Consider the following 22252-nt stretch of genomic DNA (forward strand, 5'->3'; position numbering starts at 1 on the left):
TATGCGCCCGGCAGGAATCGAACCTGCACTTACAGCTTCGGAGGCTGTCGTGATATCCATTTCACTACGGGCGCGAAAGGAGGCTACTTGAATTCTAGTTTACTTAGATGCGAAGGTAAAGGATGCCCCAGATGCGGGACCAGGATCTGGCCCGCGGCTCTCAGTTTCTGGAAATCCACCCGGATCGGCGCGCCGCTGGCCAAGAACGCGAAAGCCAGGTCCTCCGTGGCCACGTTGCCCCCCACGCCCGGCGCGTAAGGACAGCCTCCCACCCCGCCGCAGGAAGCGTCGAAGCCCGATATCCGGTACTCGGTCCAGGCGGTCAAGGCGTCGGCCAGCGCCATCCCGTAGGTGTCGTGGAAGTGGAGGAAGATCTGCTCGGGGCTCACGCTCAGGCGCCGGAGCAGGATCTCCAGCAAGGCGCGCACGTCCTGGGGAGAGGCGCGGCCCACGGTGTCGGCCAGCGATAACTCCCCCACCCCCATCACGCGCAGCCGCTCCACCATCGCGGCCACGGAATCCGGGTGGACCGGCCCTTCGTAGGGGCAGTGGAACGCGGTGCCCACGCCCGCGCGCACCGGCAGCTTCGCGGCCCGGGCCCGGGCCACGACCGGGCGCAGCCTTTCCAAGGTCTGCGCGATGGGAGCGCCCGTGACCTTCTGGGAGAAGGTCTCCGAGGCGGCGCAGAAGACCTCGATCTTGTCCGCCTCCGCCTCCAGAGCCAGGTCCAGCCCCCTCTCGTCGGTCACCAAGGCCAGGTAATGCACCCCTTCCTTGCGCTTCATGTTCTCGAAGACCTCGGCGGAGTCGGCCAACTGCGGCCCGGGAGGCTTCGCGCCGAAGGCCCCGGCCGATATCTCGCGCACCCCGCTCTCGGAAAGGGCGTCGACGAAGGCCACCTTCACGTCGGTGGGGACCACGCCGGCCTCGTGCTGCAGGCCGTCGCGCGGGCCCACCTCGGCCAGGCGCGGCGCCGGCAGGGTGGTGACGTCGATCACGGAGCCATCTTATCAAACTTGCCGGGCCGCTCGCAGAGCTCGATGAGCACGCCGTCGGCGGACTTGGGGTGGATGAAGGCGATGCGGCTGCCGGAGCTGCCGGGCCTGGGCCGCTCGGCCGTGAAGGCCACGCCGGCACGGCGCAGGCGCTCCATCTCCGCGTCCAGGTCCGAGACCTCGAGACAGACATGGTGCAGGCCCGGGCCGCGGGTCTCCAGGAACCTGGACACCGGGGAATCATCCGACGTGGGCTGGAGGAGCTCGATCCGAGCCGAAGCCGTGGTGAAGAAGCCCACTTTGACCTTCTGCTCCGCCACCGTCTCCTCCCCGGCGCGGGTCAGGCCCAGGACTTCCCCATAGAACCGGGAGGACTCCTCCAGGTCGCGCACCGCGATCGCGATGTGATCCAGTCTCTTCATGGCCGGGCCCGCTTGGCCGCGCGGAGCAGCCACTCGACGATGTCCTGGGTGGAGGTCCCCGGCGGGAAGATCTCCCGGACCCCCGCCTTCTTGAGCTTGGGGATGTCGGCTGCGGGGATGACCCCCCCGCCGAAGACCTGCACCTCCCGGGCCCCCAGCTTGCGCAGCAGGAGCACCACCCGCGGGAAAAGGTGGTTGTGCGCGCCGGAGAGGGATGAGAGCCCCACGAAATCCACCCCTTCCTGGACCGCGGCGCTGGCTATGGCCTCGGGGGTCTGGCGGATGCCGGTGTAGATGACCTCCATGCCCGCGTCGCGCAAAGCGCGCGCGACCACCTTGGCGCCCCGGTCGTGCCCGTCGAGGCCCGGTTTGGCTATCAAGACGCGTATCTTGCGCTGCATGGTCCTCATCTCTCCTTGTGCTCCCCGAACACGTCCCGCAGGGCGTCGGAGACCTCCCCCAGCGTGGCGCCGGCCTTGACCGCGGCCAGGATCAGGGGCACCAGGTTCGACTGTCCCTGCGCACCCCGCTTGAGCCCGTCCAGAGCCGTCCGGGCCCGGCGCTGCGGCCGGGCCGCGCGGAAGGCCTTGAGCCTGCGGCGCTGCAGAGTCTCCACGGACCTCTTGATGCGCAGGACCTGCCGCGGCCCCGGCTCCGGGACCTGGAACTGGTTGACCCCGACCACCACGCGTTCGCGGCTCTCCACTTCCTTCTGATGCCGGTAGGCGCTCTCCGCGATCTCGGACTGCATGTAGCCGGCCTCGATGGCCTTGACCGCCCCGCCCATGGCGTCGATCCTGCGCAGGTAGTCCTTGGCCTTGGCCTCGATCTCGTCGGTCAGAGCCTCGACGGCGTAGGAGCCGGCCAGGGGGTCGATGCTGTCGGCCACGCCCGTCTCGTAGGCGAGGATCTGCTGGGTGCGCAGGGCCAGGCGGACCGACTCCTCGGTGGGCAGGGCCAGGGCTTCGTCGCGCGAGTTGGTGTGCAGAGACTGCGCGCCCCCCAGCACCGCGGCCAGCGCCTGGTAGGCCACCCGGACCACGTTGTTGTCCGGCTGCTGCGCGGTGAGCATGCTCCCCGCGGTCTGGGCGTGGAAGCGCAGCATGCGCGACTCCGGCCGCTTGGCCTTGAAGCGCTCGGCCATGATCCGGGCCCAGAGCCGGCGCGCGGCCCGGAACTTGGCCACCTCCTCGATGAGGTGGTTGTGCGCGTTGAAGAAGAAGGAGAGCCGGGAGGCGAAGCCGTCCACGTCGAGGCCCGCGGCCAGCGCCGCGTCCACATAGGCGATCCCGTTGGCCAAGGTGAAGGCCACCTCCTGGACCGCGGTGGCCCCGGCCTCGCGGATGTGATAGCCGCTGATGCTGATGGGGTTGAAGCGGGGCAGGCGCCTGCGGCAGAAGGAGAAGAGGTCAGTCACCAGGCGCATGGACTCCCGGGGCGGATAGATGTAGGTGCCGCGGGCCACGTACTCCTTGAGCACGTCGTTCTGGATGGTGCCCTGCAGGGCCTCGGGCGCCACGCCTTGCCCCTCGGCCACGGCCACGTACATGGCCAGCAGGACCGCGGCCGTGGCGTTGATGGTCATGGAGGTGGAGACTTGGTCGAGAGGGATGCCCGAGAACAGGGCCTTGGCATCGGCAAGAGTCGGGACCGCCACGCCGACCTTGCCCACCTCTCCCAGGGCCAGGGGGTGGTCGGAGTCGTAGCCGATCTGCGTGGGCAGGTCGAAGGCCACGCTCAGGCCCGTCTGTCCGTGCTTGAGCAGGTAGCGGTAGCGCCGGTTGGTCTCCTCGGCCGTGGCGAAGCCCGCGTACTGGCGCATGGTCCAGAAGCGGCTCCGGTACATGGTGGGCTGCACCCCGCGGGTGAAGGGCGGCTCGCCCGGCAAGCCGAGGTCGCGGGCGTAGTCGAGTCCGGCCTGGTCCAATGGGGTATAGAGGCGCTTGAGCTCGATGCCGGAGCTGGTGGCGAAGCTCTTGCGGCGCTCAGGCAGCCTGGCCAGGGACTTCTTGAGCGGCCCCTTCTCCCATCCCCGCAGGCCTCGGCGGATATCTCTCATAAGGGGATGTTGCCGTGCTTGCGCCAGGGGTTGGAGTCCTTCTTGGTGCGCAGCAGGTCCAGGGCCGCGATGACCTTGGGGCGGGTCTCCTCGGGCTCGATGATCTCGTCGACATAGCCCAGCTCCGCGGCCTTGTAGGGGCTGCAGAACTTCTCCTGATACTCGGCCACCAGCTTGCGCTCGGCGGCCTTGGGGTCCTTGGCCTTGCGGATCTCGTCGCGGAAGATGATGTTGACCGCGCCGGCCGCCCCCATGACCGCGATCTCGGTGGTCGGGTAGCAGTAGTTGATGTCGCCCCGGATGTGCTTGCTCGACATCACGTCGTAGGCCCCGCCGTAGCCCTTGCGCGTGATGACCGTCACCTTGGGCACCGTGGCCTCGCAGTACGCGTAGAGGAGCTTGGCGCCGTGCCGGATGATGCCCCGGCTCTCCATGTCGAGGCCCGGGAAGAAGCCCGGCACGTCCACGAAAGTGACCAGCGGGATGTTGAAGCAGTCGCAGAAGCGCACGAAGCGCGCGGCCTTGTCCGAGGCGTCCGGGTCCAGGGCCCCGGAGAGCCAGGCGGGCTGGTTGGCCACGACCCCGGCCGGCCGGCCGGCGAAGCGGGCCAAGCCCACCACGATGTTGCGGGCGAAGTCCTTCTGCACCTCCAGGAAGCGGCCCTCGTCGACGCAGGGCAGGATGACCTTGCGGATGTCGTAGGGCAGGCGCGGGTCCTCCGGGACCGCGGTCTTGAGCGACTCGTCCATGCGGCCCGCCGGATCCTGGCAGGGGGCGGCCGGAGGCTGCTCGCGGTTGTTCTGGGGCAGGAACTGCAGGAGCTCCCGGATGATGCGGAGCGTGTCCTCGTCCGAGCCCCCGGCGAAGTGGGCCACGCCGGACTTCTCCATGTGGACCTTGGCCCCGCCCAGGAGCTGGGATGTGATGGGCTCGCCTTCGGGGGTGGCCTCCTCCTGCAGCACGGCCTTGATGACCTGGGGGCCGGTGATGTGCATGCAGCTCGTGCCCTCGGTCATGAGGATGAAGTCGGTCATGGCCGGCGAGTAGACCGCGCCGCCCGCGCAGGGGCCCATGACGGCGGAGAGCTGCGGGATGACGCCGGAGGCCAGAGCGTTGCGCAGGAAGATCTGGGCGTAGCCGGCCAGGCTCTCCACGCCCTCCTGGATGCGGGCCCCGCCCGAGTCGTTGATGCCGATGAGGGGCGCGCCGGTCTTCAAGGCCAGGTCCATGACCTTGCAGATCTTGTTGGCGAAGGCCATGCCCAAGGACCCTCCCAGGACCGTGAAGTCCTGGGAGAACACGAAGGCGGTGCGGCCCGCGACCTTGCCGTAGCCGGTGACCACCCCGTCGCCGTAGAACTTCTTCTTCTCCATGCCGAAGTCCGCGCAGCGGTGGGTGACGAAGCGGTCGAGCTCCACGAAAGTCCCCTCGTCGAAGAGCAGGTCGATGCGCTCGCGGGCGGTGAGCTTGCCCTCCTGGTGCTGCTTGTCGATGCGCTCCTGGCCGCCGCCCAGCAGGGCCTGCTTGCGACGGCGCTCCAGCTCCTCGCGGATGGACTTCATCTTCGCCCCCCTGTCCTGGCCATGTCCCGCAGGACCCGCCGCGCCGCGGAGTCCGGGTCCGTGCGCCGGCTGGCCAGGTCCTCCAGGAGCTTGCGCAGAGTTCCTTCGCTCTTCAGCCTTTCCGAGAGCAGCTCTTTGCAGCCGGTCTCCAGCCGCTCCAGGAAAGCCGCCCGGGCCATGCCGCGCGAGCGCTCCGCCCACCCCCCGCCGGCCCGCAGCGCGCAGCGGTGCGCGCCGACGCACCCGAAGAGCCGGCCGATCCCGGCGCCGGAGAGCGCGCAAGTCTTGACCACTTCGCACGCCTTGCCTTCCAGCGCCCAGCGCAGGCCCCGCAGCAGAGCCTCGCAGCCCGGCCGATCGCATTTATTGACCACATAGATGTCGCCGATCTCCAGCACTCCCGCCTTGATGGCCTGGATCTCGTCGCCCATGCCGGGGGCCAGCACCACCAGGACGGTATGCGCCGCGCCGGCCACCTTGACCCCGTCCTGCCCCACGCCCGCGGTCTCGACGAGGATGAGGTCCTTGCCCATGGCGTCCATGACCGTCACGGTAGCGAAGACCGAGCGCGACAGGCCGCCCAGGCTGCCGCGGCTGGCCAAAGAGCGGATGAAGACCTTCTCGTCGCGGGCATGACGCTGCATGCGCACGCGGTCGCCCAGCACGGCCCCGCCGCTGATGTGGCTGGTGGGGTCCACGGCCACCACGCCGACGCTGAGGCCTTGGCCGCGCGCCGAGGCGACCAAAGCGTCGGCCAAAGTGGACTTCCCGCAGCCCGCGGGCCCGGTGAGGCCCACCACGTGGGCCCGGCCCGCCGCCGCGTAGAGCTTGCGCAAGACCGCCTGCGCGGCCGGGACGCCGTCGTCCAGGTCCCGCATAAGTCCGGCCGCGGCCCGGACCTCGCCCCGCAGCACGCGCCGCGCCCAGACCGCGCCCGTGATTTTTCGCGTCATTTATTGGTCAGATTATGCGCAGATTCCATCTGCACAAGCATATGGTATCATTCCACCCAGAGGCGCACAACGGCATGGAATACGAGACCATAAAACTTGAGAAGAGGGGCAAGGTCGCCGAGGTGCGGCTCAACAGGCCCGAAGTGCGCAACGCCTTCAACGCGGCCATGGTGCGCGAGGTGCGCGAGGTTTTCGCGGCCCTGGCCTCCGACGCATCGGTGCGCGCCGTCGTCATCGTGGGCGAGGGCAAGTCCTTCTGCGCGGGCGTGGACTTGAAGTGGCTCGGCGGCGGGGTGGACTTGCCGCGCGAGAAGCACCTGGCCGAGACCATGGACATCGCGCGCATGTTCCGCGCGATCTACGATCTCGACAAACCCGTGCTGGCCGGGGCCCAGGGCACGACTTTGGGCGGCGGCGTGGGCTTCCTCGGCGTGGCGGACATCGTGTTCGCGGCCCAGGACGCGGTCTTCGGCTTGAGCGAGGTCAAGATCGGCGTGGTGCCGGCCTGCATCTCGCCCTACCTCCTCCTGCGCGCGGCTCGGCCCAGCCGCCTCAAGGAGCTCTTCATCAGCGGCAAACGATTCAACGCCCAGGAAGGCCGATCCGTAGGGCTGGTGGACTACGTCGTCGAATCCGGCAAGCTCGTCCAGGAAGTCCGGGACATGGCCTCCTCCTTCCTCGATGCGGGCCCCCGGGCGCAGGGGGTCTGCAAGGAGCTCTTCCGCAGGGTGCCGGGGATGCCCCTCGACGAGGCCATGCGCTACACCGCCGAAGTCTTGGCGGACGTCAAGACGGGCGAGGAGGCTCGGCGCGGCATCGCCGCCTTCCTGCAGAAAAAGGAGATCCGCTGGGACTGATCCGCGCGACGACGGGCCGGCGGTGCGCCGTTCACAGGCTGCGCCGGTACTCCCCTCCGGTCTCGAATAGAGTCCCGGTGATCTGCCCCAAAGAGCAGGCCTTGGCCGCCTCCATGAGGGCCGCGAACACGTTCTCATTGCCCAAAGCGCAGCGGCGCAGCTCCTGCAGCAGAGCCGGGGCGCGGTCCGCCTGGGCCTTGTGCAGGTCGCGCAGGGTCCGTATCTGCCGCTGCATCTCGGCCGGCGCGGCCCGGGTGACCTCCTTGGGCCGGGCGGTGGGCGAGCCGTGGGGCGAGAGGAAGGTGTTGACCCCCATGATGGGGATCTGCCCGCTGTGCTTGAGGGACTCGTAGCGCAGGGACTCCTCCTGGATCTTGCCGCGCTGGTAGGCCGTCTCCATGGCGCCCAGAGCCCCGCCGCGCTCGCTCAAGCGCTCGAACTCGCCCAGCACGGCTTCCTCCACCAGGTCGGTGAGCTCCTCGATGATGAAGGAGCCTTGCAGGGAGTTCTGGTTCTTGGTCAGGCCGTACTCGCGGTTGATGATGAGCTGCACGGCCAGGGCCCGGCGCACCGACTCCTCGGTCGGCGTGGTGATGGCCTCATCGTAGGCGTTGGTGTGCAAAGAGTTGCAGTTGTCGTAGATCGCGCCAAACGCCTGCAAAGTGGTGCGGATGTCGTTGAACTCGATGTCCTGGCTGTGCAGGGAGCGGCCCGAGGTCTGGCAGTGGTACTTGAGCCTCTGCGACTGCGCGTTGGCCCCGTAGCGCCGCTTCATGGCCTTGGCCCAGATGAGCCGCGCCACCCGGCCGATGACCGAATACTCCGGGTCCATGCCGCTGGAGAAGAAGAAGGACAGGTTGGGCGCGAAGGCGTCGATGGGCATGCCCCGCGAGAGGTAGTGCTCCACGTAGGTGAAGCCGTTGGCCAAGGTGAAGGCCAGCTGCGTGATGGGGTTGGCCCCGGCCTCCGCGATGTGATAGCCCGAGATGGACACGGAGTAGAAGTTGCGCACCTGGTTGGAGATGAAGTACTCCTGCACGTCGCCCATGAGCTTGAGGGCGAAGTCGATGGCGTAGATGCAGGTGTTCTGGGCCTGGTCCTCCTTGAGGATGTCGGCCTGCACCGTGCCGCGCACCACGGCCAAGGTGTCGGCCTTGATGCGCGCGTAGACCTCGGGAGGCAGGACCTGGTCTCCGGTCATGCCCAGCAGCAGCAGGCCCAGCCCGTCGTGGCTCTCGGGGAAGCGGCCGTGGTAGGCGGGCGCCTTGAGGCCCCGGCTCCGGTAGAAGCGCGCGATCTTCTCGCGCAACTGGCGCTCCTTGCCCTCGCGCCGGATGTGCAGCTCGCACTGCTGGTCCACGGCCGCGTTCATGAAATAGGCGGCCATGACCGGGGCCGGGCCGTTGATGGTCATGGACACCGAGGTGCGCGGGTCGGCCAGGTCGAAGCCGGAGTAGAGGCGCTTGGCGTCGTCGAGGCAGGCCACGGACACGCCCGAGTTGCCCAGCTTGCCGTAGATGTCGGGCCGGAGGTCCGGGTCGGAGCCGTAAAGGGTCACGGCGTCGAAGGCGGTGGAGAGGCGCTTGGCGGCCATGCCCCGGGAGAGGTAGTGGAAGCGCCGGTTGGTCCGCTCCGGCCCGCCCTCGCCCGCGAACATGCGCGTGGGGTCCTCGCCCTCGCGCCGGAACGGGAACACCCCGGCCGCGTAGGGGAACTCGCCGGGCAGGTTCTCCTTGAGCATCCAGCGCAGGAGGTCCCCCCAACCCTGGCAGCGCGGCAGGCCGACCTTGGGTATGCGCAGTCCGGAGAGGGACTGCTCGCCGGTCTTGACACGGACCGCCTTGCCGCGCACCTCGTAGACGAACTCCTCGCCGCGGTAGCAGGCGGCCTTATCGACCCAGCCCTCCAGGGCCTTGAGGTTGGCCGACTCGAGGCGCTGCTCCGCTTCCCGGCCCGCCGTCTCAAGGCGCCCGTCGCAAGGGACAGATTCCGCGGCCTGGCGCAGGGCCTGAACCCTCGCCGCCGCGTCGGCCTGCTCTTGCGCCCAGCGGTTGTAGCCTCGGACGGTCTGGCTGATCTCGGCCAGGTAGCGCACGCGGTCCGTGGGGATGATGGGGACGTGGTCCCGGGCCTCCTCCACGGAGGCCCCGGCGGCCTCGAGGCCCCAGCCGGAGATGTCGGCAAGCCGCACCAGCAGGGCCCGATAGAGCCGGTCCACGCCCTGGTCCGCGAACTGGGAGGCCCGGGTCGCGAACACCGGCGCGTCCGCGCCGGCGGCCGAGCCCTGGCGGCGGCTGTAGGCGTACTGCTTCTTGACGTCGCGCAGGGCGTCGTCGGCGCCGCGCTTGTCGGCTTTGTTGATGGCCACCAGGTCGGCGTAGTCCATCATGCCGATCTTCTCGAGCTGGGTGGGGGCCCCGAACTCCGGGGTCATGACGTAGAGGGAGACGTCGCTGTGGTCCACCACCGCGGTGTCCGACTGCCCGATGCCCGGGGTCTCCAGGACGATGAGGTCGAAGCCGGCCGCCTGCAGGACCGCGAGCACGCCGTCGATGCAGGCGGGCAGGCCGGAGGCCTGGTCGCGCGTGGCCATGGAGCGCATGTAGACGCGGGGCGAGTCTATGGCGTTCATCCGGATGCGGTCGCCCAAAAGGGCCCCGCCGGTCTTGCGCTTGGAAGGGTCCACGGACACGATGGCCACGGTGCGCTCCGGGAAATCGTTGAGGAAGCGGCGCAGGAGCTCGTCTATAAGGGATGACTTGCCTGAGCCGCCCGTGCCCGTGACTCCGAGCACCGGGGCCGCCGGACCCCCGCGCGCCAGGCGCGCGAGCAGGGCTTTGGCCTCCGCCGGAGAGTCCTCCACGGCGGAGATGAGCCTGGCCAAGGCCGCCGGGTCGCGCTTGGCGATGCGCTCGGGGGTGACGGCCTTGAGCCCGCGGGCCGGCAGGTCGCAGGCGCGCAGGAGGTCGTTGATCATGCCCTGCAGGCCGAGTTGGCGGCCGTCGTCCGGGGAGTAGATGCGGGCCACGCCGTAGTCGTGCAGGGCCTCCATCTCCCTGGGCAGGATCACCCCGCCCCCGCCGCCGAAAACCTTGATGTGGCCGCAGCCGCGCTCGCGCAGCAGATCGAGCATGAACTTGAAGAACTCCATGTGGCCGCCCTGGTAGGAGGTCACGGCCACGGCCGCCGCGTCTTCCTGGACCGCGCAGTCCGCCACCTCGCGCGCGGAGCGGTTGTGGCCGAGGTGGATGACCTCCGCGCCGGTGGCCTGGAGTATGCGGCGCATGATGTTGATGGCCGCGTCGTGCCCGTCGAAGAGCGCGGTGGCGGTCACCACGCGGATGCGGCGCCGGGTCCGGCAAGGCTCGGTCTCGGGCCTAGGCGCGACCGCTGTCTTTGTCGTCATAGCGCTGCCTCCAATATCTCCGCCAGGTCCTTGACCGCGAGGTTCTCCAGGCTCTGGTCCTTCACGCCGGTCTCCAGCATGCTCAGGCAATACGGACAGGAGGTGGCGATGACTGAAGCCTTGGTCTGGTGGAGCTGGCGCACCCGCTCATGGTTGACGCGCGGGCCTTTCTCCTCCACCCAGAAGAGGCCTCCCCCGGCGCCGCAGCAGAAGCCGGTCTCGCGGCAACGCGAGGGCTCCACGGCCTGCGCGCCGCCCACCGCTGCCAGGAGTTCCCGCGCCGGGTCGTACACGCCGTTGGCGCGGCCCAGATAGCAAGAATCGTGGATAACGACCCGCGTGTCGGGCCCGGACTTGGGCTTGAGCTTGCCCTGCAGGACCAGGCCCTGGAGCAGTCGGGTGTGGTGCAGGACCTCGAAGCTCCCGCCGAAGTCGGGGTATTCGTTCTTGAAGGTGTTGAAGCAGTGGGGGCAAGGGGTGAGGATCTTCTTGACCTTGAGCTCGTTGAGCAGGGCCGTGTTCTGCTCGACCAAGGACTGGCCCAAAGCCTCCTCGCCGAGGCGCCGCGCGGTCTCGCCGCAGCAGAGCTCCTCCTCTCCCAGCACGGCGAACGAGACTCCGGCCTTCTTGAGCAAGGAGACCAGGCTGCGGCTGACCTTGACGGCCCGGTCGTCGAGACTGGCCGCGCAGCCGAAGTAGAGCAGGTACTCGGCCGGAGCCTGGCGCCAGAGGGGCAGGTCCAGCCCCTTGGCCCACTCCGCGCGCTTGGCCGCGCCGAGGCCCCAGGGGTTGGAGTTGTTCTCCAGGCCCTTGAAAGCGCGCCTGACCTCGGCCGGGAAGCGCGCCTGCATGAGCACCTCGCTGCGCCGCAGGGAGTTGATGCGCTGCACGTGGGAGATGCTCACCGGGCAGGCCTGCTCGCAGGCCTGGCAGGTGGTGCAGGCCCAGAACTCCTCCGGCGTGACCGAGGCGGGCGCCAACTCCTCGGGCTCCCCGCCCTTGCCGTTGATGAGGCGGCCGGCCTCGCGCTTGAGGCAGTCCTTCTGCGCGGTGATGATCTCGCGCGGAGCGAGCTTCTTGCCCACGCCGTTGGCCGGGCAGGCCTCGTTGCAGCGGCCGCACTCGGTGCAGCTGTAAAGGTCCAGGCCGTCCTTCCCAGTGAGCTGATCGACATGGGGCGTGCCGAAGACGTCTACTTTCTCGTCGGCGAGGTCGAGCTTGGTGAGCCTGCCGCCGCGATGCAGCGGCCGTAGGTAAACGTTGAAGGCGGAGGTGAGGATGTGCATGTGCTTGCCCGTGGGCAGGTAGGCCAAGAAGACCAGGATGCCTAAGCAGTGGACCCAGAGAGCGGCGTGGCCGGCCGCGGCCGGGGCCTTGCCGCTCAAAGCGGCGGAGAAGAGCATGTCGCTGAGCATGAGGGTGAGGATCATGAGCAGGACGAAGAGGGCCTCGCCGGTGTTGCGCAGGCGCTTGACGCGCTGGATGTAGCGGCGGAAAAGGGCCAAGAGGATCATGAGCGTGACCGCGATGTTGGCGCCGTCCTTGACCACGCCGTAGGCCCGGCCGAGCAGCGCGTCGGGACCGAGGAAGGGGAGGTGGAACCCGAAGCCCCCGCCCAAAGCCATGCCGAAGAGGGTGAGGGCCCGCAGGAGCAAAGCGCAGAAGCCCCAGAATATGAGGGCGTGCATGAGGCCGGGCACGGGGTCCTGGAAGAGCTTCTTCTGGCCGAGGAAGATGGTCAGGAACTCCTGGATGCGCCGGGGGTGGTCCGCGACCGGATCAGGGACCGGGGCGAGAGCCTGGAGGAGCCTGGTCTTTCGGTAGACCGCGCGGCTGAACACTGCCAGAGAGATAGGAAGGGCGATGCCTACGACGACCGCGTCGGCTGCGTGCCAATGCATTTACAGTCTCGTGCGCGCGAAGTGAAATATAGCATTTTCCCCCGTTCAGGGACGCTGAGAGAAGTCACGAAAGTCCCGGCTCGGGCCCACGCGTCCGGCACACATATATCGTTCGGGATATAATCGCTTCCACCGCTGAAGGCGAATATATCGTTGAGGATATCATCGGGCCGCTGAGCAATCGTTAAGCCCGCCGGGATCCTACGTTTTTAAAAATATTGCTGATAATATCGGCATTATTCGCATCGCGCGCGCGATGTGAATTGTGCTATGAAAATAAACAAGATTTTTTCAGAAACATAGGGAAACCCGCTCGCGCAACGCGACAATCCCGACATTATCGGCGGCGGACTGTGCAATGCGACAGAGTGCTTGATCAGCCCCGGCGCAGCACCAAGGCGACCACGGTCTTGTCGTCGCCGCCCATGTTGATGGACAGCCCGTAAGGCCGGTCCTTGGGAATGTCGATCTGGTTGGCGCCGGCCTTGCCCGTGAGTTGCTCCCACAAGGTCACGGCCTGGTGCACCCCCGTCGCTCCCGTCGGATGGCCCCAGCCCACGAGTCCGCCCGTGGTGTTGAACGGGACCTTACCTGTGCGCGCGGTCTCTCCGGCCGACACGAAGTCGGGACCTTCTCCCGGCTTGGCCAAGCCGATGGCCTCGGTGGCCAGAACACCCGCGATGGTGAAGCAGTCATGCGTCTCCACCGTGGCCAAATCCGAAGCCTTGATGCCCGCTGATTCCAGGGCCTGCGCCGCGGCGCGGCGCGTGGTCTCCAAGGCCGTCAGGTCGGCCGGCGGCTTGGTCAGATCCGCCTCCACCTGGCCCCAACCCACCACTTCCACGGCTTCATTCTTCGGTATGCCCGCGCGCTTGAGGCCCTCCTCGGAGACGATGGCGATGGCAGAGGCGCCGTCCGACACCTTGGAGCAGTCATAGACGTTCAAGTGCTCCACGAAATTCCTGGGGTCCGGCTCGGTCAAAGCCAAAGCCTCGAGGTCCTTGGTGGTGTTGTGGTGCTCCTGGGCCGTGGGGCACAGGCGCGCGTTCTCCACAGCGTTTCGGTACCAGCGCGCCATGGCCTGGCGGGTGCGCTGCCGGCCGTGCTTGGCGAAATAGGCCCCGGCCCGGTCGCTGAACTTGCCCGGGAAGAAGTAGGCGTGCCCGGCCTTGCGCTCCTGGCTCCAGCCCGCGGTGGCCAAAATGTCGGCCCCGTAGACCGCCTTGACCGTGTTCTGCACCTCCACGCCCAGGCACAGCGAAACCTCCGCGGTCTCGGCCAGCACGGACTTGATGCCTGACATCAAGGCCAGAGCGCCGGAGCAGCAAGCGCCTTCGACGCGCGTGCAGGGCTTCCAGAGCAGGGCTTCGTCGATCATGGGGATAAGGGCGGCCAGGTTGCCCTGGCTGTTGAAGCGGCCGGCCATGAAGTTGCCGATGACGCCTTCATCAACCTTCGCCGCGCCGCCGATGCGCTTCAAGACCCCCTGGCCCGCCTCCCGGATGTAGTCCTCAAGCCCGGGCCGGGGCTTCTTGGGATGGAACTCCTTGCGCCCCGAGCCCATGGACACCGTGTTGCAGCCAGCCGCCAGGAAGACCTTCCGCCGGAGCTTGTTCATCGTGATACCTTCGCCTTGAAGTAGTCGTTGATCGGTCCGTAGGCGTGGAAGAAGCCGGTCAGCAGGACCTTATTGACGTCCTCGGGGCCCGCGGCCACGCCGTCCTTGACCAGGTTGAGCCCGATATCCCTGGAGCGCGCGCCGTAGCGCTTGGCCAGCTCCGCGCCCAAGGAGCTCATCTTGTCGAGCTTGCCGAAGAACTCGGCCAGCGCCTTATCCTTGGCGGGAAGGCGCGCGGCCGTCTTCCAGGCCAGGGCCGGCTCGGGCAGGGGCCCGAGCTTGGCGTCGCAGACGGCCTGGAACTCCGCGAGCGGGACGTAGCGCTTGGCCTCCGGGTCATAGACCCCGGTGCTGCGGCCCTTCTCATAGCGCAAAAAACCGTCCTTCTGGGAGCCGTCGTGGTTCTGTCCGCCCCGCACGCCTAGCGCCAGCAGCTTCTCCAGGAGCGGGCTCTTCAGGTCCTGGCCGGGCAGGCGCGGGTCCATGACCTTGAGGATGCACGCGCAGACGTCGAGGCCCACGTAGTCCACGAGCTGGAAGATGCCCATGGGCCGGACCAGGAAGTCCTGGCTCACCCGGTTGACGCAGTAGGCAGCCTGCACGAAGGGCATCTCTTTCGAGAGCCTCTCCAGCTCGGAGATGCCGTGGAGCATGTCGCGCATGAAGTGCCCGTTGCCGATGAAGCCGGCCTGGTCGCGGGAATGCACCACGGTCTTGCGCAGCTTCTTGGCCAAAGCCTCGGCGAAGGCCGCCACCTCGGGCAAAGCGGCCTGGCCGCGGATGAGCTCCACGAGCTTCTGCACCGCGGGCGGGTTGTAGAAATGGAAGCCCATGATGCGGCCCTGGAGCCCAGCCTTGGCGTCGAGCTCGGAGATCGGGATCGAGGAGGTGTTGGTGAAGACCCAGGGCTGCTTGGGGTTCTCCGCCGCGACCTGCCTGAGCAGCCTGAGCTTGAGGTCCAGGTCCTCGGTCGCGGCCTCGAAGACCACGCCGGCCTCGGCCGCGGCCGCCAGCACCGTGACGGGCCGGACCACGTCGAGCACGTCCGTGACATACTGCTCGATGATGTCCCGGTTCTCCACCAGGTCGGCCCGGTCCGCGTAGGCCCGGCGCAGGCCCACGATGCGCTTCTCCGCGGTCTTGCGCACCTGCTCGCGCAGGTACTTCATGAGCCCGGACAGGGCCTTGGGGGACAGGTCCACCGCGTGCAGCACGTAGCAGAGGGAGCGGTTCTCAGGCTGCAAAGCCAGGTCCGCCATCTCCTGGGCCATGAGCAGCACGATGCCGCTGCCCATCTTGCCCGCGGCGCCCAGCACCGCCACTTTTTCGAGCCTTTCAGCGTAGTCCATGGTTCACCATTTTGGTTGACGTTTTTCCAGGAAGGCCTTCATGCCCTCGGCCCCCTCGTTGCCGAACAAGGAGCCGAAGTCCTCCGATTCCATCGCGCAGCCCGCGTCGAAGGAGCCCAGCAGTCCCTTGCGCACCAGGCGCTTGACCAGGCGCACGGCCTTGGGGCCCTTGGCCGCGATCTTCTTGGCCAGGCCCAGAGCCTCGGGCATGAGCTGCTCGGGCGCCACCACCTTCTGCACCAGACCCAGGCGCAGGGCGTCCTCCGCCCCGACCAGTTCGCCAGTGAGCAGGAGGTAAAGGGCGTTGCCCGCGCCCACCAGCCGAGGCAGGCGCTGGGTGCCGGCATAGCCGGGGGTGAGGCCCAGGTTCACTTCGGGCTGGCCGAACTTGGCGAAGGTGCTGGCGATGCGGAAGTCGCAGGCCATGGCCAGCTCGCAGCCGCCGCCCAAAGCGAAGCCGTTGACGGCCGCGATCACGGGCACCAGAAACTCCTCCAGACTGCGGAAGGTGCGCTGCCCGACGCGCGAGAACTCGGAGCCGGCCCGGGAGTCCTTGTCGGCCATCTCCGCGATGTCCGCGCCCGCCACGAAGGCCTTGCCCGCGCCGGTGAGGACCAGCGCGCGCAGGCCGCTGTCCTGGGACAGGCCCGCCAGGAGGTCGTCGAGCTCCTGGAAGAAGCGCGTGTTGAGGGCGTTCATGGCCTGGGGCCGGCTGATGGTCACGACTGCGACGGCTTCCTGCTTCTCGACCTTGAGTATCTCGTAGTTCATTTTTTCAGAGCCTTGGCCAGCTCCTCCTTGAGTACGGGCAAGACCTTGAAGAGGTCGCCCACGATGCAGAAGTCCGCCTTCTCCATGATGGCTGCGTCCTTGTCCTTGTTGACGGCGATGATGAACTTGGAGGAGCCCATGCCCGCGAAATGCTGGATGGCTCCCGAGATGCCGCAGGCGATGTAGAGCACGGGCGAGACCACCTTGCCGGTCTGCCCCACCTGATGCTTGTAGGGGATCCAGCCGGCGTCCACGGCGGCGCGCGAGGCGCCCACGGCCCCGCGCAGGGTCCGGGCCAGGTCCTCGATGAGCTTGAAGCCCTCCGGCCCGCCCACGCCGCGGCCGCCGGACACGATGACCTCGGCCTCGGTCACATCCATGACGCCTTGCGCGGCCTGGATGGCCTTGACGACCTGGGCGCGGATGCGCATGTCCTCCGGCGAGATGGCGACCACTTCCGCGGCCTGCTCGCGCTCCGCCGCGGCCGCAAATACGTTGGGCCTCAGCGAGACCACCTTGACCGGGGCGCAGAGCTCCGTCACGGCCAGCAGCTTGCTGGAATAGACCGGCCTCACCACGGTCAGAGCCGGGCTGTCCCACTGGATCGCGGTCACGTCCGTGGCCAGGGCGGCGTCGAGCCGGGCGGCCAGGCGCGCGGCCAGGTCCCGGCCCAAAGCCGTGGCGGACACGACGTACAGGTCCGCCCCCAGCCGGCTGCCCGCCTCGGCGACCGCGCCGCAATAGGCCTCGCTGGAATAGGCGAGGAAGCTCTCCCCGGCCGCGGCGAAGACCTTCGTGAAGCCCAGGCGGCCCAGCCCCGCGGCCGCCGACGCGTCCGCGCCGCAGACCACCGCGGCCAGGGGGACCTGCAGCTTCTCCGCGAGCCTGAGGCCCACCGCCGCGGCCTCCCGGCTGGCCTTGCGGACCGCGCCGCCGGCCGTCTCCACCCAGACGATTATGCCTGCCATGTCAGATCACCTTCGCCACGTGGCTGAGCCATTCGAGGCCCTGGGCCGTGACCGCCGCCGGCTCGCCCTCCGCACGCAAGCCCTTGGGGCGCGGCGGCGGGGGCTGGAGCGCGAGCACCCGACTCTTGGGCGGCCCCAGGTCCACCCCGAGCTCGGCCAGCGTCACCTTCTTGATCTCCTTGTTCTTGGAACGCTTGATGGCGAGGAGGGTCGGATAGCGGGGCTCGTTGAGGCCCTTGGAGCAGGATAAGGCCGCGGGCAGACTGGCCTCGATCTCCAAGGTCGCGCCCTCCACCTCGCGCTGCACCAGGAGCTTGTCTTCGCAGAGCTCGATCTTGGCGGCGCCCAGCACGTGGGGGATGTCGAGATACTGCGCCACGGCCGCGGCCAGGGCGTCTTCCTGCGTGTCGATCATCTCCCGGCCGCAGAGTATCAAGGAAGGGTTGAAGCCCTTGATGGCGGCGGCGAGGATGCGGCCCTGCGTGACCACGTCCGCCTGCCAGGCGGCCGGCTCGCAGATCCAGACCGCGCGCTCCAGGCCCATGGCCAGGGCGCTGCGCAAGGCGGCCTCGGCGCGCGCCGGGCCGATGCAGAAGCCCACGGCCGACCCGCCAGCCTTCTCCGTGATGCGCAGGGCCTCCTCGACCGCGTACTCGTCGTAGGGATTGAGGATGAACTTGATGTCCGTCTCCAGGATGGCGCCGGGCCGGGCCGGGTCCGGCTTGACTGCGGCCTCGGTGTCCGGGACCTGCCTGAGTATGACCGCGACGTCCATGGCCTTAGGCTCCCAGCACGCTGCGGGCGATGACGAGCCTCTGGATCTCGGAGGTGCCCTCGTAGATCTCGGTGATGCGCTGGTCCCGGTAGAGCCGCTCCACCTTGTAATCCTTCATGAAGCCGTAGCCGCCGTGGATCTGCACGGCTTTATGGCAGACGCGGTGCGCCATCTCCGAGGCGAAGAGCTTGAGCATGGCGGCCTCCTTGGTGAAGCGCGGTTTGCCCGCGTCCTTCATCCAGGCCACCCGGTAGAGCATGGTCTTGGCCAACTCGACATCGGTGGCCATGTCCGCGAGCATGAACTGCAGGACCTCCAGTTCCGCGATGGGCTTGCCGAACTGGACCCTCTCCTTGGCGTAGCGCACCGCCTCGTCCAGGGCCGCCTCCGCGATGCCCACGGCCTGGGAGGCGATGCCGATGCGGCCGCCGTCCAAGGTGGCCAGGGCGACCTTGAGGCCCTTGCCCTCCTCGCCCAGAAGCGCGTCGGCCGGGACCCGGCAGTCATCGAACACCATCTCGGTCGTGCTCGAGGTGCGGATGCCCATCTTGTTCTCGTGCTTGCCGACCGAAAAGCCCGGCGCGTCCTTGGTGAACAGGAAGGCGTTTATGCCGGGCTTGCCTCCCGCCGGCACGTCGCTGCGGGTGAAGACGATGATGACGTCGGCGATGCCGCCGTTGGTGGTGAAGTTCTTGGTGCCGTTGATGACGAAGCCCCCGTCCTTGCGCACGGCCGTGGCCCTCATGGAGGCGGGGTCGCTGCCCGCGCCGGCCTCGGTCAGGGAGAAGCAGCCGATCCACTCGCCGCTGGTGAGCTTGGGCAGGTACTTCTTCTTCTGGGCCTCGGTGCCGAAGTGCTCGACGGCGTCGTTGACCAAGGAGTTCTGCACCGAGACCGCCACGGCCGCGCCCGCGTCGGCCTTGCTGAACTCCACCATGGAGCCGGCGTAGGCCACGGCGCCCAAAGCCGAGCCCCCGTGCTCCTCGGCCACGGTCATTCCCAGGTAGCCCAGTTCCCCCAGCTCCTTGAGGGCCTTGAGGTTGACCTCGCCCTTCTCGTCGAGCTCGGCCACGGCCGGCGCCAGCTTGTCCTGCGCGAAGCGGCGCGCCCCGTCGATCGCCATCCGTTGCTCTGCACTGAATTCAAAATCCATTATTCTCCTCCGAGGGGGCGATTGTAGGCGTTTTGCGGCCCTTCATGCAATGCCGAGTGTCATGCCGCCTGAGCGGCGGGCGCGTCGACGGGCGCGTACTCGCGCGCGGCCTCCCGGCCGTAGAGCACGCGCAGCGCGCCCTTGGCCAGGGCCGCCATCTCGTTCTCCCCGGGATAGACGGTGACGCCGCAGCCCAGGCCGCGCAGGTAGCCCGTGACGCGCTCCACGAGCAGCCCGGAGCGGGCCATGCCCCCGGTCAGGATGACGCGGTCCAGCTTCTGCCCGTCGAAAGCGGGGACCAAAGCGGCCGCGGCCTTGGCGATCTGATAGGCCATGGCGTCCAAGACCTCCGCTGCCTCCGCGTCCCCGGCCAGTATGCGCCTCTCGACCTCGCGCAGGTCCGCAGTGCCCAGCAGATCGATGAGTCCGCCCGCGCCCTTGATGAGCTTGCGGACTTCCGCGAAGGTGTAGCGTCCCGAGAAGAACAGCTCCGCGAATTGCGCCTGCGGCAGGGAGCCGCAGCGCTCCGGGCTGAAGGGGCCCTCGCCGTCGAGGCCGTTGTTGGCGTCGATGTAGCGGCCCTGGAAATGGGCTCCGATGGAGATGCCTCCGCCCAGGTGGCAGACGACCACGTTGATGCGCTCGTAGAAGGTCTCGTTCTCCTGCGCGTAGCGCCGTGCCGAGGCGATCTGGTTGAGGGCGTGGCTGATCACCTTGCGCCTGATGGCCTTGATGCCGGTGATCTTCACCCGCGCGGGCGTCTCGTCGACCACCACGGGGTCCACGATGAAGGCCGGCTTGCCGCCCAAAGCGGCGAGCTCGTGCGCGATTAGCCCGCCCAGGTTCGAGGCGTGGTCCCCATAGGTGCCGGCGCGCAGGTCGGCCAGCACGGCCTCGCCCACCCGGTAGGTGCCGTGCGGGATGGGGCGCAGCAGGCCGCCGCGGCCGCAGAAGGCGTCTATGTCGCCGGGGCCGAGCTTGGCGTCCCGCAGGGCGCGCAGCACGGCCTCCTTGCGCATGGCGTACTGCTCGGTGATCTTGCGGCCGACGAAGGGGGCCAGTTCCGACTGGGTGTGCTGCAGCTCCCGGCTGGAGGTCTCCACATCTCCTTCATAGACGGCGATCTTGGTCGAGGTCGAGCCCGGGTTGATGGCCAGGACGCGGTGGCGGCGGAAGAAAGTATCCTTGGGGGTCCGGGCCCAGCGGCCGTAGCGGTGCAGGCGCAGCACCGAGGCCTTGACCGCCAAGCGCACGTCCTCCGGGCTGCAGTCGATGGCCAGGTCCACGCCCCGGAAACCGACGCCGAAGATGACCTGGAACTTCTTGGCCGTGGGGTACCGTGAGGAATAGAGGTCGTAGAGGAGGTTGCCGGTCTCCAGGTTGGGGCAGATGATCACGTTCGTGCCGCCCGTGAGGCCCGCCTCCCCATAGAGCTCGGCGGAGCGCCGCGAGATGGCCGCGCTGATCTTCACCTCGCCCGCGATGCGGATGCCGGCGTAGCGCCGCCCGATGCGCGCGCGCTCGGCCAGCAGGCCCGGCACCAAGGCCATGGCCTGGCGGATCATGACCGGGGAAGGGCCTTCGTCCGAGCCCCGGTGCGAATAGGACACCACGGCCCCGTGGATCTCGGGCAGCACGTCCTCGGGGATGAGGTCGCGCGCCACGGCGCAGATGCCCACGGCCACGTCGGCGAGCTTCTCCGGGGTCATGGTGGCGTTGACGCCCACGTCCCCGAAGACCACGATGTTGTGGGGGTAGTAGCCCTCGGGATGCTCGTCGGGAAGGACGAACACGCCCGCCTCGCAGACCACCTTCCTTTTAGAGAGGACCTCGAGCATGGGGCGGAAGAAATCCTTGGCGCCGTGCCGGGCTCCGCCCACCACCATATCGGCGTGCCCCCGGTGCACGGCGTAGACGCCGAAGAGCCCCGGCTCCGAGACCGAGCGCTTGGCGGCGGCCAGGTCCGCCGCTTGGCTGCCGCAGCGCCGGTTCTTGAGGCAGTCGTCCGCGAACTCCGAAACCAACGCAGGGTTCCGGGAGATGTCCACGAAGGAGGACGCCGACAAGGCGAACTCCACTCGGGTGGACTCCAGGTGGGCCAGGGACTGCGCCGCCGCGGCGCGCACCGATTCCTCCGAGGCCAGGAGCACCGGCTTGATGAACCGCGCCAGATAGCAGACGGCCTCGAGCACGCGCGGGTCGTCCGGCTCGGTGAACACGACGGTGGGGCGGTCCTTCTGGAGAGAGAGGATGTGCGTGTCGAACGACTCCTCTATCCTGAACATGACGGTTTGTATTATAACCTTTATTTTATTAAAGTAAGCCCTATGGACTTCGATTTCTCGAACCCCGTCAAGATCGTGCAGCGCACCGCGCGGGACTTCGCGCGCCAGGCCGTGGCGCCTCTGGTCCCGGAGATGGAGGGATCCGGAAGATTCCCCAAGCCCCTCATCAAGCAGATGGCCGAGGTGGGCCTGCTCGGCCTGGTCACCCCGCGCCGCTACGGCGGCTCGGAGCTGGGCTTTCTGGCCCGCACCGTGGCCGTGGCCGAGATCAGCAAGGTCTCCGCGGCCGTGGGCATCGCCCTGCAGGTGCACCACATGCAGGCCGCGGCCATCAACGACTGGGGCACCAAGGCTCAGAAGGAGAAGCACCTGCCCCGCCTGTGCCGGGGCGATTTCCTCGGGACCTGCGCGGTGACCGAGCCCACCGGCGGCTCCGACCTCCTCGGGATGGCCAGCACGGCGGCCCGCGAGCGCGGCGGCTATCTCCTCAACGGCAGCAAGTGCTACATCACCAACGCCCACCTCTGCGCCTCCCCGCTGGTCATCGCCAAGACCGGCGAGGGCTCGCGGGGCCTGAGCGCCTTCATCATCGCGAAGGGGACTCCGGGCTTCTCCCTGGGCCGCGAGGAGCGCAAGATGGGACTGCTCGGCGCCGACACCGGCTCGTTCTTCTTCAAGAACTGCCGCGTGGCGGAAGCCGACCTGGTGGGCGACGAGGGCGAAGGCATGAAGGTGGCTCTCAAGACCATCGGCGAGGTGGGCCGGCCGGGCATGGCCGCCATCTCCCTGGGGATACTGGAGGCCGCCTTCGACGAGGCGGTGAAGTTCTCCAAGGGCCGCACCCTCTACGGCAAGCCCATCGCCGGCCTGCAGGCCATCCAGTGGAGCGTGGCCGAGATCCTGACCGACCTGGAGACGGCCCGGCTGGTCTGCTACCGAGCCTCCTGGCTCAAGGACCAGGGGCGCGACTGCGCCGCGCCCATGACCATGGCCAAGCTCTACACCACCGAGGCCGCCCTGCGCGCCAGCCGCAAGGCCCTGGAGATCCACGGCGGCTGCGGCACCATGCTGGACTACCCGGTGCAGCGCTACTTCCGCGACGCCATGGTCTGCATCTCGGCCGGCGGCACCACCGAGGTCGGCAAGATCGTGCTCTCTCGCGCCGCGCTCAACTAGCC

Annotated in this window: 17 protein-coding genes, 1 tRNA gene and 1 pseudogene; 2 read left to right on the plus strand and 17 right to left on the minus strand. The window is 68.3% G+C overall.

Going from position 1 to position 22252, the window contains the following annotated elements; genetic code table 11:
* Window positions 1-2: 2 nt before the first annotated feature.
* From NTY77_04895 to meaB, 7 genes are all read right to left on the minus strand, one after another.
* A tRNA-Arg gene (locus NTY77_04895) sits at window positions 3-74 on the minus strand.
* A gap of 9 nt (window positions 75-83) precedes the next feature.
* Window positions 84-998: a hydroxymethylglutaryl-CoA lyase gene (locus tag NTY77_04900; GenBank protein ID MCX5794812.1), complete on the minus strand. Its 915-nt coding sequence runs from the start codon at window positions 996-998 to the stop codon at window positions 84-86.
* Window positions 995-1417, minus strand: a complete 423-nt coding sequence (gene mce, locus NTY77_04905; protein MCX5794813.1) for a methylmalonyl-CoA epimerase — start codon at window positions 1415-1417, stop codon at window positions 995-997. Before mce ends, NTY77_04900 begins: the two co-directional genes overlap by 4 nt.
* Complete coding sequence (locus tag NTY77_04910) at window positions 1414-1827, minus strand: cobalamin B12-binding domain-containing protein (protein MCX5794814.1); 414 nt, start codon at window positions 1825-1827, stop codon at window positions 1414-1416. The genes mce and NTY77_04910 overlap by 4 nt, the downstream gene beginning before the upstream one ends.
* The gene (locus tag NTY77_04915; GenBank protein ID MCX5794815.1) at window positions 1824-3476 is read right to left on the minus strand and encodes a methylmalonyl-CoA mutase family protein; all 1653 of its coding nucleotides are present in this window, start codon (window positions 3474-3476) and stop codon (window positions 1824-1826) included. Before NTY77_04915 ends, NTY77_04910 begins: the two co-directional genes overlap by 4 nt.
* Window positions 3473-5038 carry an acyl-CoA carboxylase subunit beta gene (locus NTY77_04920; GenBank protein MCX5794816.1) on the minus strand — a complete coding sequence of 522 codons (1566 nt, stop codon included), beginning with the start codon at window positions 5036-5038 and terminating at the stop codon, window positions 3473-3475. The genes NTY77_04915 and NTY77_04920 overlap by 4 nt, the downstream gene beginning before the upstream one ends.
* Entirely contained in the window at window positions 5035-5991 is a 957-nt protein-coding gene (gene meaB, locus NTY77_04925; protein ID MCX5794817.1) for a methylmalonyl Co-A mutase-associated GTPase MeaB, read from the minus strand. The genes NTY77_04920 and meaB overlap by 4 nt, the downstream gene beginning before the upstream one ends.
* Window positions 5992-6065: 74 nt before the next feature.
* Between meaB and NTY77_04930 the strand changes: the two genes are divergently transcribed.
* Complete coding sequence (locus tag NTY77_04930; GenBank protein ID MCX5794818.1) at window positions 6066-6848, plus strand: enoyl-CoA hydratase-related protein; 783 nt, start codon at window positions 6066-6068, stop codon at window positions 6846-6848.
* A 31-nt stretch (window positions 6849-6879) separates the two neighbouring features.
* Here NTY77_04930 and NTY77_04935 read toward each other — a convergent pair whose 3' ends face one another.
* The 10 genes and pseudogenes from NTY77_04935 to NTY77_04980 form a co-directional block, all read right to left on the minus strand.
* Window positions 6880-10254: a methylmalonyl-CoA mutase family protein gene (locus tag NTY77_04935; protein ID MCX5794819.1), complete on the minus strand. Its 3375-nt coding sequence runs from the start codon at window positions 10252-10254 to the stop codon at window positions 6880-6882.
* Window positions 10251-12155, minus strand: coding sequence for a (Fe-S)-binding protein (locus NTY77_04940; GenBank protein ID MCX5794820.1), 1905 nt, complete (start codon window positions 12153-12155; stop codon window positions 10251-10253). The genes NTY77_04935 and NTY77_04940 overlap by 4 nt, the downstream gene beginning before the upstream one ends.
* A 376-nt stretch (window positions 12156-12531) precedes the next feature.
* A complete protein-coding gene (locus tag NTY77_04945) occupies window positions 12532-13773 on the minus strand; it encodes a 3-ketoacyl-CoA thiolase (GenBank protein ID MCX5794821.1) in 1242 nt (413 codons plus the stop codon).
* A complete protein-coding gene (locus NTY77_04950; GenBank protein MCX5794822.1) occupies window positions 13770-15122 on the minus strand; it encodes a 3-hydroxyacyl-CoA dehydrogenase family protein in 1353 nt (450 codons plus the stop codon). The genes NTY77_04945 and NTY77_04950 overlap by 4 nt, the downstream gene beginning before the upstream one ends.
* A 3-nt stretch (window positions 15123-15125) precedes the next feature.
* Entirely contained in the window at window positions 15126-15893 is a 768-nt protein-coding gene (locus NTY77_04955; protein MCX5794823.1) for an enoyl-CoA hydratase-related protein, read from the minus strand.
* Entirely contained in the window at window positions 15890-16861 is a 972-nt protein-coding gene (locus tag NTY77_04960) for an electron transfer flavoprotein subunit alpha/FixB family protein (GenBank protein MCX5794824.1), read from the minus strand. The genes NTY77_04955 and NTY77_04960 overlap by 4 nt, the downstream gene beginning before the upstream one ends.
* 1 nt (window position 16862) lies before the next feature.
* Window positions 16863-17636 (minus strand): electron transfer flavoprotein subunit beta/FixA family protein, encoded by a 774-nt coding sequence (locus NTY77_04965; protein ID MCX5794825.1) that lies wholly within the window; start codon window positions 17634-17636, stop codon window positions 16863-16865.
* A gap of 4 nt (window positions 17637-17640) precedes the next feature.
* Complete coding sequence (locus tag NTY77_04970; protein MCX5794826.1) at window positions 17641-18789, minus strand: acyl-CoA dehydrogenase family protein; 1149 nt, start codon at window positions 18787-18789, stop codon at window positions 17641-17643.
* A gap of 59 nt (window positions 18790-18848) precedes the next feature.
* A complete protein-coding gene (gene buk, locus NTY77_04975; GenBank protein MCX5794827.1) occupies window positions 18849-20009 on the minus strand; it encodes a butyrate kinase in 1161 nt (386 codons plus the stop codon).
* Between the two features lie 141 nt (window positions 20010-20150).
* A pseudogene (locus tag NTY77_04980) lies at window positions 20151-21074 on the minus strand (phosphate acyltransferase).
* 42 nt (window positions 21075-21116) lie between these two features.
* Between NTY77_04980 and NTY77_04985 the strand changes: the two are divergent.
* Window positions 21117-22250 carry an acyl-CoA dehydrogenase family protein gene (locus tag NTY77_04985; GenBank protein ID MCX5794828.1) on the plus strand — a complete coding sequence of 378 codons (1134 nt, stop codon included), beginning with the start codon at window positions 21117-21119 and terminating at the stop codon, window positions 22248-22250.
* Window positions 22251-22252 lie beyond the last annotated feature (2 nt).

The organism is Elusimicrobiota bacterium, from assembly GCA_026388095.1.
Classification (GTDB): Bacteria; Elusimicrobiota; Elusimicrobia; order UBA1565; family UBA9628; genus UBA9628.